This is a genomic window from Streptomyces sp. NPDC088246 (genome assembly GCF_044741025.1).
Classification (GTDB): Bacteria; Actinomycetota; Actinomycetes; order Streptomycetales; family Streptomycetaceae; genus Streptomyces.
This window is the reverse complement of record NZ_JBIURV010000041.1, coordinates 39603-52493: the sequence shown is the minus strand read 5'-3', so window position 1 is coordinate 52493 and position 12891 is coordinate 39603. Positions and strand designations below refer to the sequence as shown.

The following is a 12891-nucleotide window of genomic DNA, read 5'->3' as shown; positions in this document are numbered from 1 at the left end:
GGGGGGGGGGGGGGTTCCCCACGGGGCCGCCCCTCGGGGGGGGCCGGCCCCCCCCCCCCCCCCCCGGCCGCGGGGGGGGGGGGGGCCCCGGGGGGGGGGGGGGGCCCCCCCCCCCCCCGGGCGCCGTAGGTCACGTCAGTGGCACGGCAGCCGCCGAGTGCGGCTGCCGAGGCCCCCCATTCACGCCGGCTGGAGGACGTTCTCGTGTCGTTGATGTTGACCGTGGTCGAGGAGGGCGGTGACGCGTTCGACGTCCACCTCGACGCCGATCCCGACACGCCTGTGCGCGCTGTCGCGGAGGCGCTGGCCGGGGCGGGGGGCGTCCACCGGCCCCCGGAGGGCCTCGGCCTGTACGCCGGCGACCGGCTGCTGCCCGCCGATATGCGGCTGCGGGACGCGCCGCTGCACCACGCGGCCATCGTGGGCCTGGGCCGCCCGGCGGGCACCGTGTCGGCCGAACCGGACGGGCTGGTGGAGGTCCGTGCGGTCGGCGGGACCGGCGCGGGCACCGTGCACCGGCTCGACATGGGCGAGTACCGGATCGGGCTGGCCCACGACGGGACCGCCCAGGTGCTGCGCGCCGTACCGGACCGTCCGTTCGCCGTCCTGGCGGTGGGCCCCCAAGGACGCTGCCGTATCGCGCCCGACGCCTCCGCACCGGGCGGCGGCACCCTGCAACTGGACCGCGAGGACCTCGCCGAGGCGACCGCCTGGCCGGCCGGCGCACAGCTCCTCGTCGGAGACAGCCTGCTCGAACTCGCCCTCCCGCAGAAGCCGGACGCGGCCGTGCAGCCGTCGGAGGACGGCACCGGCTGGGACTACAACCGGCCGCCGCGGCTGCGGCCGGCCGAGAACGCCACCCGCTTCACCCTGCCCTCCCCGCCCGCCCCGCCCGCCGCCCGGCCGCTCCCGTGGATCACCGCGGCGGCCCCGCTGGTGATGGCGGGGGCCGGGGCGCTGATATTCGACCGTATGTCGATGCTGCTGTTCGGGCTGCTCTCCCCGGTCGCGATCCTCGGCAACTATCTGATGAGCCGGCGCACCGGGCGCCAGACCCACTCCGGCAGTGTCGCCGCCTACGAGGAGAAGAAGGCACGCATCGAGGGCGACGCGGCGAAGGCCCTGGCGGCCGAACGCACCGCCCGGCGCCGCGGTTTCCCGGACCCGGCCGAGGTCCTCCTGACCGCCGTCGGCCCCCGGCGCCGCCTGTGGGAACGCCGTACCTCCGACGCCGACTTCCTCGAACTGCGCATCGGAACCGCCGATCTGGCCTCCGACGTGGTGCTCCAGGACCCGACGAAGGACGAACACCGCCGCGAGGACCCGCGGACCGCGTACGACGTCCCGGTGACCGTTCCGCTGCGGGAGCACGACGTCCTGGGCATCGCCGGCGAGGGCCCGGCCGCGCGCGCCGTGGCGCGCTGGGCGGTCGCCCAGGCCGCTGTCCTGCACAGCCCCCGTGACCTCCAGATCCATCTGCTGACGACCGGCGAACGGGGCCGGGACGGCTGGTCCTGGCTGCGCTGGCTGCCGCATGTGCGCAAGAAGTCCGGCGACACCCCGGCCAGCATCGGCTACGGCACGGAGACCTGCGCCCGGCGGGTCGCCGAACTCACCGCGCTGATCGTCGAGCGCGCCGGACGGCAGGACCGGCGGAGCCGGCCCGCCGGGCCCGACGTGCTCGTCATCCTCGACGGAGCCCGCAGGCTGCGTTCGCTGCCCGGCGTGGCGCAGATCCTGCGCGACGGACCGGCCGTCGGCGTCCGCGCGGTCTGCCTGGACGCCGAGGAGCGGCTGCTGCCCGAGGAGTGCCACGCCGTCGTCGCCGAGGAGCCCGGCGGAACCGTACGGGTGGGACGCTCCGGGAGGGGCACCGTCGGGGGCATCCGGCCCGACGCGGTGTCCCTGGACTGGTGCCGTTCGCTGGCCCGCGCGATGGGCCCGCTGCGGGACCCGGGCGGGGCCGACGAGGAGGCCGCGGTGCTTCCCGGCTCCGCGCGACTGCTCGACGTCCTCGCCCTCGACCCGCCGCAGGCCGCCGGCATCCGGGCGCGCTGGACGGCCGGGGGCCGCTCGACCCGGGCGGCCGTCGGCGTCTCCCTGGACGGTCCGTTCTACCTGGACCTGCGGCGCGACGGCCCGCACGGGCTGGTCGCCGGCACCACCGGCTCCGGCAAGTCCGAACTCCTCCAGACGCTGGTCGCCTCGCTCGCGGTGGCGAACCGTCCGGACGCGATGACGTTCGTCCTGGTCGACTACAAGGGCGGCTCCGCGTTCAAGGACTGCGTCGACCTGCCGCACACCGTCGGCATGGTCACCGACCTCGACGCCCACCTCGTCGAACGGGCCCTGGTGTCGCTGACGGCGGAACTCACCCGGCGCGAGCACATCCTCGCCGCGGCCGGCGCCAAGGACATCGAGGACTACGTCGAACTGCTGGAGCGCAACCCGGCGGGCCGCGCGCCGATGCCCCGGCTGCTCATCGTCATCGACGAGTTCGCCTCGATGGTGCGCGACCTGCCGGACTTCGTGAAGGGTCTGGTCAACATCGCCCAGCGGGGCCGCAGCCTCGGCATCCACCTGATCCTGGCGACGCAGCGCCCCAGCGGCGTCGTCTCCTCGGAGATCCGCGCCAACACCAACCTGCGCATCGCGCTCCGGGTGACGGACGCCGGCGAGAGCCAGGACGTCCTCAACTCCGCCGAGGCCGCCGGGATCTCGCAGGGCACCCCCGGTCGTGCCTATGTGCGCCTGGGCCAGAACTCCCTCGTGCCGTTCCAGTCCGGACGGGTCGGAGGCCGTCGGCCCGGTGCCGCGGCGACCTCGCTGCCGGCACCCTGGGCGGTGACGGTCGGCTGGGAACGGCTCGGCGAGCCGCTCCCGGCGCGGCCCCGCGACGCGGCCGTACCCGCCGAGGTGGAGACCGACCTCACCGGGCTCGTCACGGCGATCCGCGAAGCGGACCGGGAGATGGGCATCCCCGCGCAGCACAGCCCCTGGCTCCCGCCGCTGCCCGAGGTCCTGGTCACCGGCGAACTGCCGGCGCCCCCGCCCTCGGACTACGACCTCGCGCCCGTCGCGTACGGCGTGGTGGACCTGCCCGCACAACAGGCCCGGCTGCCTCTGGTGATCGACCCGGCGACGCTCGGGCACCTGCACATCATCGGCTCGCCCCGGCAGGGCAGGTCGCAGACACTGCGCACCATCGCCGGCACCCTGGCCTCCGCCCATTCCCCGGACCGGCTGCACATGTACGGCATCGACTGCGGCAACGGCGCGCTGCTGCCCATCGAGGGGCTGCCGCACTGCGGGGCCATCACCCAGCGCACCCAGCCCGACCGGGTGGCCCGGCTGCTCGCCCGGCTGTCCGGGGAGCTGACCCGGCGCCAGGAGATGCTCGCCGCCCGCGGCAGCGCCGACCTTCCGGAGCTCCGCCGCGCCCTGCCGGAGGCCGAACGGCCGCCGCACATCGTGCTGTTCATCGACCGGTGGGAGGTCTTCGACAAGCAGCTCGGCGAGTACGACTCCGGGAACCTGCTGAGCTCCGTGCTGACCCTGCTCCGGGACGGCGCGAGCGTCGGCATCCACCTGGTGATGACCGGTGACCGGGCGCTGTTCTCCAGCCGGGTCAACGGCTCCACCGAGGACAAGCTCGTGCTGAAGCTGAACGAGAAGTCCGAGTACGGGATGATCGGCATCACCCAGCGCAACGTGCCCGACGAGATCCCGCCGGGCCGCGCGTTCCGTGCCGCCGACAAGGCGGAGGTGCAGATCGCGCTCCTCACGGACAACCCGGAAGGCCAGGCGCAGGCCGTGGCGCTCCAGCAGATCGCCGAGTACTGCCGCGAGCGGGCGGCCCAGCTGCCTGACTCCACCCGGCCGTTCCGCGTCGACACCCTGCCCGACCGGCTCACCTGGGAGGAGGCGATCCGGTACGTGCCGCAGCCGCTGCCGTCCGCACGGTGGGCCCTGTCCGGTGTCGGCGGCGACGAACTCATCGCGTCCGGGCCGGACTTCGCCATCACGTCGACCTTCCTCGTCGCCGGGCCCGCCCGCTCCGGCCGCAGCACCGTCCTGGCGACTCTGGCGCTGTCGCTGCTGTCGACCGGGATGCCGATCGTCGTCGGCGCGCCCTCCAGGTCGCAGCTGCGCCAACTCGCCGGACGGCCCGGTGTGCTCGCGGTCTTCGACGAGTCCGACATCGACCCCACCGCGCTGGAGGAGGCGCTGGCGTCCTCGCCGCAGGGGGCCGTGGTGATCCTGGACGACGCCGACCTGCTGCTGAAGACGAAGGCCGAGCCCGTCCTCACCCAGATCGCCAAGTCCGGTGCCGAGAACGGCCGGGGCCTGGTGATCTCCGGGCAGACCGACCGGCTCTCCTCCGGCTTCTCCGGCTGGCACACCGAGGCCCGCCGCAACCGGTGCGGTCTGCTGCTGAAGCCGCAGAACATGAGCGACGGCGAACTGATCGGCGTCAAGGTGCCCCGCAGCCGCCTGGGCGCGACCCGCCCGGGGCGGGCGATCCTGCACCTGGGCGACGGCGTGCTGCGCACCGTCCAGGTCCCGGAGACGGTGCTTCCGCCGGCCGGGAGCTGAGCGCCTGTGCGAGGGTTCCGACACCGGCTGTGAGGTCTCACGGCAGAGGGCTCCCGCCCCGGCGACGGCCGGGGCGGGAGCCCTCACGCATGACGGGACGCGGCCCGGCTCAGGTCGATCCCTCCACGTAGCTGGGGTCGTGCTTGATCGTGCTCGTCGTCCCGTTGGGGACGGCGCCGTTGATCGCCCAGGCGAGGCCGGCCAGTCCGATGAGGTTCGAGCTCTGGTCGATCCACCCCGCCGTCTTCGTCCAGATGTTGGTGATGCCCGGCAGCTGCTTCAGGATGTCCGGTGTCTTCCACACGCCACCGGGGATGTTCTTCAGCAGGTTCGCGACCAGGTCGCCCGGGTTCTTGAACCCGGTGAACGACTTGATGGTGGGGATCACGGTCTTGATGTTGATCTGGATCGCCTTGAGATCGCTCGTGACGGTCTTGAGGGTGTTCGCGATCCCGCCCAGATTGGCGATCTTGATCAGGCCGATGCCGCCGAGCACCAGCCCCAGGCCGCTGAGGACCATGTCGAGCACATCCCACTCGCCCGACTGAATACTGTCGACGATGTTCATGATGAAGGGGATGGCAGCGGTGACCAGACTGGCGATCGTCAGGATGAGCCCCAGGCCCTGCAATCCGGGGATGAGCATGGCGATGATGCCCAGGGCGGCGCTGATGAAGCCGAGCACCTTCTTGAAGATGTCTTTGATCTTCTCCCACAGGCTCTTGCCCGGGACCGCCTCGCTCGTCGCGTCGTCCAGGGCGCGGGCCGCCGTCGAGGCGTCCGTCTCGCGCAGCTCCCGCGCGTCCTCGGCGAGCATGCGGGCGGCGTCGAGATCCCGCTGGGCGCTGTCGGCGTCCCCCTGCGCCGCGGACTGGTCGTTCCGGGCATTCTCCATGGCCTGGCGCGCACTGCGCCGGGCCGCCTCGTCGTCCGGCGGGGGCGGGTCCGCCGCGTCCAGGCCGCTGATCACGGACCCCGCCGCGGCGGCGGCATCGGTGGCCCGCTGCAACCGCTCCTTGGCGTCCCGTCCGTCGACCAGGGCGTTGTCGGCCTTGCGCTGATGGTCCCCCAGCTGGTCGGCATAGGTGTCCAGCGCGCGGGCCGCCTTGTCGTACGAACTGTGCAGCTTCTCCACCTGATTGGCCAGGTCCCCGAGCTTGTGCCGGAGTTTGTCCATGGCCTTGCCCTCGCCGAGCTGGCTGTTCTTCAGGCCGCGGACGATGGGGAGCGCCTGGTCCGCGTCGCCGGCGACGGACCGGTACTGGCCCGCGAGCTTCCCGAGCATCTCCGCATCGCCCGGCGTCGGGTCGTCCGAGAACCCGAAGACCGTCTCCCAGTCGGACACCGCTGGCCGCGCCATTGCCGCGCCCTCACTTTCCGTTCTCGTCCGTGCCCTGCGGGCTCTGTGCGGCCGGCACAGCCGTGCCCTTGCTCTTGACTTCCACGAAGCGCAGCGTCCCCGCGATGGCGTCGAACACCTCGAAGAACTGGTCCTTGAGCTCCACATTGGGCGTGGAGCTGGAGACCAGCAGGTATTCCCGGCGGTCCGGGATCGGGAACAGCGTGTGCAGCAGCGCCGTACGCACCGGCGTGCCCTTGTAGTCGATGTCCTCGATCGAGGCGATCCGCCCGACCGGTCCGACGCCCGGAAGCTCCAGCAGATCCACCTCGCGCGGCGGGTACCCGCTGCTCTGCGGGTCCCCGGCCTGCATGCTCGCCCCGAACAGCACCTCGGCCAGATCCGCCGACTGGTCCTCCGGCACGGGCATCCGCAGCACGACGGACGTGGCGCTGAGCATCGCGTCCCCGCCGGGGAACCTGACCATCCCCGCCGCCTGGAGCGCCCCTCGGGCGTAGGCCTCGCGGGCGGTCCGGCGGGTGTCGCGGATCAGGCCGTCGAGCCGCTCGCGGGAGAGCTGCGGAACCCCCTTCGCCTGGTGCTCGATACGGCGGCGGATGGACGCGTCCCGGGTGCTCGGGTCGAGGTCCAGATACCACCAGGAGCCGGGGTAGCGCAGCTTGTAGTGCGCGGGCGCCCCCGTAGCCCGGTCCGTGACCGGATGCGTCATGACGCATGTCCCTTCTGCCAGCAGGCTTCTCGTCAGGTCTTCTTGGAGTCGTCCAGCGTCTTGACGGTCTCGTCGTCCGTCTGCGTGAAGGCGTCGGAGATCTTCTTCGTGTTCTCGGAGAAGACCTTCACGTTGTCCTGCACCTTCTCGTGGCCCTTGCCCCATGCGTCGTCGAAGTCGGCGAGGGAGTCGGCGAGCGTCGAATCGCCCACATCGTCCTTCGATCCGACGTCGCTGAGCCGCGCGGTGTTGTTGATCCGCTCCCCGATGTCCTCAAGTGACTTGACCGTCTCGTTCAGGTCCTCAAGGGGGACGCTGATGCGGGTCATCGGTTCCTCCTCTCCGGCCGCCGTCCGGTCCCGCCGCAGAAGGGCGGGACCGGACACAAGGGCACGTCAGCCGATGGAGCCGGACGTCTGGTCGTCGGTGTCGACGAACGCGTCGGCGACCTGCTTGATGAACTCGCTGACGCCCTGCAGGCCCTCGATCGCCTTATCGGTGCCGTTCTTGTACTCCTCCCAGAACGGACGGAACTTGGTCTCGGAGCCCGGCGTCGCGTAGGCCGCCTCGACCATCTCGTCCATCTTGGTGTTGGCCTCGTGGAGGCTCTGCTGCATCAGTTCCTTCTGGTGCTGCAGCCAGATCGACGCCTCCCGCATCTCTTCCGGGCTGATCTTGATGTTGCCGCCGGGCATGTCGGTTCCTTCTCTCGTTTCGGGTCGCCGCGGTCGCTGAGCCGCGCACACCGGGCTGTACGGGGCACCCGGCGGGGCGGTTCATGCCTGTTGCGGAACAGTGACGAAAGTGGCGGGCCGACGCCCTGATCAGGCCTGCGACCAGACCCCCATGGCCCGCAACAGCCCGTCCCGGCGCCGGAGTGACGTTCCCTCACCGAACCACGAGGGGCTGCGCGCCGATCTGCGGGCCGAGCGGGACCTGCTGAGCGGCGGGCTCGCCGAGGCCGGTTTCGAGGTCTACCGCCCGTCCGGGACGTACTTCGTCACCACCGACATCCGCCCCCTCGGCGAGAGCGACGGCTTCGCCTTCTGCCGGGCGCTGCCGGAGCGGTGCGGGGTCGTCGCCATCCCGAACGCGGTCTTCCACGACCACCGGGAGCAGGGCGCGCCGTTCGTACGGTTCGCCTTCTGCAAGCGTGACGACGTGCTGGCCGAGGCGGTGTCCCGGCTCAAGCGGCTGTAGCCCAAGGGCCGCCCCGCCGTGAAAAAACCCGGCCCGGGGCGGCGGTCATGGAGACCGCCGCCCCGGGCCGGGCTGTCACTGCCGTGCGGGACTCAGGCGTCCGGAGCGGCCTGCTCCGTGCCGTCCGTCTTCTCCTCGGCCGGCGTCAGGCCCAGACGCTCCTGCAGCCACTTGTCGAACTCGATCGAGGCGCGCACCCAGCTGACCGTCGACGAGACGAAGTGCTCCAGGCTGACGCCCGTACCGATGAGCATCTGCGCCTCACCGATGAGACGGACCGAGACCTCGGTCTCCTCCGAGCCCTCCTCGGGCTCGTGGGTGTGCGTGTAGACCTTGGGCCACAGGGTGCGGCGGTTCCAGTCGTCGATCGCGTCGAGGAGGACCGGACGCTGGTCCGCGGCGTGCGGGCGGTCGTAGAACGTACGGACCGAGAAGACCTGCTGCTCGTCCTCGCCGCGGAACATGAAGTACGTGCGGAAGTCCTCCCACGGCGCCGCGAGGTCGCCCTCGTCGTCGACGACGTACTTCAGCTCCATCTGCTCGAGGAGCTGCTTGACGAGGTCCTGGTCAGGGACAACGGGGCCCTCGGCTCCTGCCGCCTGCGGTTCGGGCTGGCCCCCGAAATTAGGAATCGAGGAAGGATCGATAGACATCGCTGGGTACTCCTGTGGATCGCACGTGGTTTCCTTCCGTCGACCCTAGCCGCGTTTGACGGCCAGTAGGTCTACGCCCTCCGGGGAATCGTCCCCGCATCGGCTTCCCGCGCCCGCGACCAGGCAACGGCGACAGGGATCGCACACAGCACTCCGAGGAGTCCGGACGCACCGATGGTGTCAGCCGACGACCCGGACAGCTCCGCTGCCAGGCCACCCAGGGCGACACCGATCCCCTGCATGGCGATCAGCCCCGACCTGGCGAGCCCCAGCGCCTGGCCACGCTGGCCGGCCGGGGTCAGGAGCACGAAGGTGGCTCCGGCGGTGATCTGATAGGCGGAGCACACCCCCGACGCCATCAACACGAGCACGGCCACACCTACGCCGGGACCGAGCCAGTAGATGAGCAGCGGCAGATTCGCGCCGACCGCCAACGGCCCGAGCAGGCGGCGCCGCCACTCGTCCCCGACCCGAGCCCGCCCCAGAAGAGCCGCACCCAGCACCATTCCCGCCGGATGCGCGGCGAGCAGGAGTCCCACCGAGGCGGCGCCCCCGCCGACCTCGTCCGCGAAGGGGGCGGCCAGCCCCTCCGGCAGGACGACGAACCCCGCGAGCCACCCCAGCGCGACCAGCGACCGCAGCCTGCGATCCGACCAGATCAGTGCGGCCGCACTCCCGACCTGAGCCCCGAGCCGCGGCTTCCGCTCGTCGGCACCTGCCGCGGGACGGGCCTTTACGCCGAACCTGACCAGGGTCGCCGAGAGAAGGAAAGTCACCGCGTTCACACCCAGGGACAGGTGACTGCCCAGCCATACGACCAGCACACCCCCACCGGCGAAACCGACCAGCTGTCCGGCCTGGTGAGTGATCAGCATGACTCGCTGGCCCCGCTCGTATCTCTGCTCGCCGAGCACGGTCGGCAGCAGTGCGCCCTGCGCAGCGCCGAAGGGTGCCTCGGCCAGCTGCGCCAGCACCAGCAGCCCGGCCAGCAGCGGCAACGGCGTCCCGGGCAGGGCCATCAGCGCGACCAGCACCGTCCGCACCAGGTCGCATCCGATCATGACCGTACGCCGGGGGAAACGGTCCGCCAGGCCAGACAGGAGCACCCCGGACAGCAGAGCGGGCAAGGTGGTCAGCGCATACGTTGCCGCGGTCCATCCGGGCGAGTCGGTGCGTTCGAACACCAGCAACGACAGGGCCACGCGTGCCAGCTGGTCGCCCAGGATCGACTGGGCATAAGCGGCCCAGAGGGTACGAAATTCGCTGAGGTGAATGAGATTGTCGCGTCTGGGCTTTTTCGGACCCGGACCTATCTCATCGCTTATCCGCTCGACCATGCGGGCACGCTACCGGCTGCCGAATTCGGTCTCTAATCCTCCTTGTGAGCAGGTCACGAAAGGCGGCCCGAGGTGTCCTGATTATTCGCGCGACCCCGGGCGGGCGCTGCGGGCGCCCGAGCGGGAGTCCCGTGTCAGGGGCGGGCGGTGCGGCCTGGGCGGAGCAGGGTGACGTGATCCCGCACCTCGACGCGGCGTGGGACGTTTGGCTCAATATCGATGTTGAACACCGGACCACCCATGACGACGGAGGATTTTCCGTTCTCCGGAAATCACCGCAATTCTTCCTCAATTGCACTGCGGCGCAGACGACGAGTCCCCGGCCGGGACGTGTGGTCTTCCGGCCGGGGACATGACGTCGAACAGGTCGTACGCCGTCCGCAGGGTCTACAAGGTCTTCCCCGAGGTCGCGGGGCCGACGAGCAGGCCGTCCCCGATCCGGTCCACCCGGACGGTGTCCCCGTCCTTGACCTCGCCCGCGAGGATCTCCTTCGCGAGCCGGTCGCCGATCGCCGTCTGGATGAGGCGGCGCAGCGGCCGTGCTCCATAGGCCGGGTCATTGCCCTCCTCGGCCAGCCAGGCCAGGGCCTCCGGCGTGACGTCCAGGGTGAGCCTGCGCTCGGCCAGACGCCCCGCGAGCCGGTCGATCTGAAGCTTCGCGATGTGCGAGAGCTCGTCGCCGGACAGGGCGGAGAAGACCACCAGGTCGTCGAGCCGGTTGAGGAACTCCGGCTTGAACGAGGCCCGTACGACCTCCAGGACCTGTTCCTTCTTCACCTCGGGCTCCGTCAGCGGGTCCATCAGGAACTGGCTGCCGAGGTTGGAGGTCAGGATCAGGATGGTGTTGCGGAAGTCCACCGTCCGGCCCTGTCCGTCGGTGAGCCGGCCGTCGTCGAGGACCTGGAGCAGGATGTCGAAGACCTCGGGGTGGGCCTTCTCGACCTCGTCCAGCAGGACGACGCTGTACGGGCGGCGGCGGACCGCCTCCGTGAGCTGGCCGCCCTCCTCGTAGCCGACGTAGCCGGGCGGGGCGCCGACGAGACGCGCCACGCTGTGCTTCTCGCTGTACTCGCTCATGTCGATGCGGACCATGGCCCGCTCGTCGTCGAACAGGAAGTCGGCGAGCGCCTTCGCGAGCTCCGTCTTGCCGACACCGGTCGGGCCGAGGAAGAGGAACGAGCCGGTGGGCCGGTCGGGGTCGGCGATTCCGGCGCGGGTACGGCGTACCGCGTCCGACACCGCCCGTACGGCCTCGGTCTGACCGATGAGGCGCTTGCCGAGCTCGTCCTCCATGCGGAGCAGCTTCTGGGTCTCGCCCTCCAGCAGCCGGCCGGCCGGGATGCCGGTCCACGATCCGACGACGTCGGCGATGTCGTCCGGGCCGACCTCCTCCTTCACCATCGTGTCCTTGGCGGCCTCCTGCTCGGCCTCGGACGCCTCCGCCAGCTCCCGCTCCAGGCCGGGGATCTCCCCGTACAGCAGCTTGGAAGCGGTGTCGAAGTCGCCGTCGCGCTGGGCGCGTTCGGCCTGGCCGTGCAGTTCGTCGAGGCGTTCCTTCAGTTCGCCGACGCGGTTGAGGCCCTGCTTCTCCTTCTCCCAGCGGGCGGTGAGGCCGCGCAGCTCCTCCTCCTTGTCGGCGAGGTCGCGGCGGAGCTTCTCCAGGCGCTGCCTGGAGCCGGGGTCGGTCTCGTTCTTGAGGGCCAGCTCCTCCATGTGGAGGCGGTCGACGGCGCGCTGGAGTTCGTCGATCTCGACGGGCGAGGAGTCGATCTCCATGCGCAGCCGGGACGCCGACTCGTCGACCAGGTCGATGGCCTTGTCGGGGAGGAAGCGGGAGGTGATGTAGCGGTCGGACAGGGTCGCGGCGGCCACCAGCGCGGAGTCCGCGATGGAGACCTTGTGGTGGGCCTCGTAACGGCCCTTGAGGCCGCGCAGGATCGCGATGGTGTCCTCGACGCTCGGCTCCGCCACCAGCACCTGCTGGAAGCGGCGTTCCAGGGCGGCGTCCTTCTCGATCCGCTCGCGGTACTCGTCGAGCGTCGTCGCGCCGACCATGCGGAGCTCGCCGCGGGCCAGCATCGGCTTGAGCATGTTGCCCGCGTCCATGGCGGAGTCGCCGCCGGCGCCCGCGCCGACGACGGTGTGCAGCTCGTCGATGAAGGTGATGATCTGCCCGTCGCTCTCCTTGATCTCGGAGAGGACGGTCTTCAGCCGTTCCTCGAACTCGCCGCGGTACTTGGCACCCGCGACCATCGCGCCGAGGTCGAGCGAGACGAGCCGCTTGTTCCGCAGGGACTCGGGGACGTCGCCCTTGACGATGCGCTGGGCGAGCCCCTCGACGACGGCCGTCTTGCCGACGCCGGGCTCGCCGATGAGTACGGGGTTGTTCTTCGTACGCCGCGACAGCACCTGGACGACACGCCGGATCTCCTGGTCACGTCCGATGACCGGGTCGAGCTTGCCTTCCCTGGCGGCGGCCGTGAAGTCCGTACCGAACTTCTCCAGGGCCTTGTACTGACCCTCCGGGTCGGGTGTGGTCACCCGGCGCCCTCCCCTGCTCTTCTCGAACGCGTCCAGCAGCCTCTTCGCACTGGCCCCCTGAGCGCTCAGGATCTCACCGGCGCGGCCGCCCTCGGCAGCGATCCCGATCAGCAGGTGCTCGGTGGAGAGGTAGTCGTCGCCGAGCTCCTTCGCGCGCTGCGCGGCGTCCGCGATGACGGCGAGCAGCTCGCGGTTGGGCTGCGGAGGGGCGACGGTCGACCCGGTGACGCTGGGCTCCGCGCCCAGGAGCCGCTCCGTCTCGGTGCGTACGGCGATCTGGTCGGCCTCGACGGCGGCGAGCAGGTCGATGATGTTCGCGTTGTCCTCGCCCGCGAGCAGCGCGAGCAGCAGATGCCCCGGGGTCAGATCGGGGTGTCCGTCCTTCACGGCCCTGCTGGTGGCCGCGTTGATGGCGTCCCGGCTCTTGTTGGTCAGCTCGGCGTCCACGTGCGCTCTCTCCTCCTTGCGGTGACTGATCTCTCCACAACACTGACT

8 protein-coding genes and 1 pseudogene are annotated in these 12891 nt (G+C 71.1%); 2 read left to right on the top strand and 7 right to left on the bottom strand.

From position 1 onward, the window contains the following. Nucleotides 1-213: 213 nt before the first annotated feature. A complete protein-coding gene (locus ACIPEK_RS36430) occupies nucleotides 214-4596 on the top strand; it encodes an FtsK/SpoIIIE domain-containing protein (RefSeq protein WP_402005306.1) in 4383 nt (1460 codons plus the stop codon). Between the two features lie 109 nt (nucleotides 4597-4705). Here ACIPEK_RS36430 and ACIPEK_RS36425 read toward each other — a convergent pair whose 3' ends face one another. From ACIPEK_RS36425 to ACIPEK_RS36410, 4 genes are all read right to left on the bottom strand, one after another. Next, nucleotides 4706-5956 carry a hypothetical protein gene (locus tag ACIPEK_RS36425; protein WP_402005297.1) on the bottom strand — a complete coding sequence of 417 codons (1251 nt, stop codon included), beginning with the start codon at nucleotides 5954-5956 and terminating at the stop codon, nucleotides 4706-4708. Nucleotides 5957-5966: 10 nt separating this feature from the next. After that, the gene (locus ACIPEK_RS36420; protein ID WP_402005294.1) at nucleotides 5967-6665 is read right to left on the bottom strand and encodes a hypothetical protein; all 699 of its coding nucleotides are present in this window, start codon (nucleotides 6663-6665) and stop codon (nucleotides 5967-5969) included. A 32-nt stretch (nucleotides 6666-6697) separates the two neighbouring features. Next, entirely contained in the window at nucleotides 6698-6994 is a 297-nt protein-coding gene (locus ACIPEK_RS36415) for a hypothetical protein (protein ID WP_327274357.1), read from the bottom strand. A 66-nt stretch (nucleotides 6995-7060) separates the two neighbouring features. Further along, nucleotides 7061-7360, bottom strand: a complete 300-nt coding sequence (locus ACIPEK_RS36410) for a WXG100 family type VII secretion target (RefSeq protein WP_402005291.1) — start codon at nucleotides 7358-7360, stop codon at nucleotides 7061-7063. A gap of 205 nt (nucleotides 7361-7565) precedes the next feature. Here ACIPEK_RS36410 and ACIPEK_RS36405 point away from each other — a divergent pair. After that, nucleotides 7566-7865: pseudogene (locus tag ACIPEK_RS36405) on the top strand (aminotransferase class I/II-fold pyridoxal phosphate-dependent enzyme); the annotation flags it as partial. Between the two features lie 92 nt (nucleotides 7866-7957). On the opposite strand, the gene ACIPEK_RS36400 reads toward ACIPEK_RS36405, so the two are convergent. From ACIPEK_RS36400 to clpB, 3 genes are all read right to left on the bottom strand, one after another. Then, nucleotides 7958-8518, bottom strand: a complete 561-nt coding sequence (locus tag ACIPEK_RS36400) for a YbjN domain-containing protein (RefSeq protein ID WP_327274355.1) — start codon at nucleotides 8516-8518, stop codon at nucleotides 7958-7960. A gap of 71 nt (nucleotides 8519-8589) precedes the next feature. Beyond that, nucleotides 8590-9855 carry an MFS transporter gene (locus ACIPEK_RS36395; protein WP_402005288.1) on the bottom strand — a complete coding sequence of 422 codons (1266 nt, stop codon included), beginning with the start codon at nucleotides 9853-9855 and terminating at the stop codon, nucleotides 8590-8592. A gap of 387 nt (nucleotides 9856-10242) precedes the next feature. Beyond that, complete coding sequence (clpB, locus tag ACIPEK_RS36390; RefSeq protein ID WP_402005285.1) at nucleotides 10243-12843, bottom strand: ATP-dependent chaperone ClpB; 2601 nt, start codon at nucleotides 12841-12843, stop codon at nucleotides 10243-10245. Between the last annotated feature and the right edge of the window lie 48 nt (nucleotides 12844-12891).

Coding starts and splice junctions, on each gene's coding strand:
- ACIPEK_RS36425 (WP_402005297.1), bottom strand. CDS start 5,956: ATGGCGCGGCCAGCGGTGTCCGACTGGGAGACGGTCTTCGGGTTCTCG.
- ACIPEK_RS36400 (WP_327274355.1), bottom strand. CDS start 8,518: ATGTCTATCGATCCTTCCTCGATTCCTAATTTCGGGGGCCAGCCCGAA.
- ACIPEK_RS36395 (WP_402005288.1), bottom strand. CDS start 9,855: ATGGTCGAGCGGATAAGCGATGAGATAGGTCCGGGTCCGAAAAAGCCC.
- ACIPEK_RS36410 (WP_402005291.1), bottom strand. CDS start 7,360: ATGCCCGGCGGCAACATCAAGATCAGCCCGGAAGAGATGCGGGAGGCG.
- ACIPEK_RS36430 (WP_402005306.1), top strand. CDS start 214: ATGTTGACCGTGGTCGAGGAGGGCGGTGACGCGTTCGACGTCCACCTC.
- ACIPEK_RS36420 (WP_402005294.1), bottom strand. CDS start 6,665: ATGACGCATCCGGTCACGGACCGGGCTACGGGGGCGCCCGCGCACTAC.
- ACIPEK_RS36415 (WP_327274357.1), bottom strand. CDS start 6,994: ATGACCCGCATCAGCGTCCCCCTTGAGGACCTGAACGAGACGGTCAAG.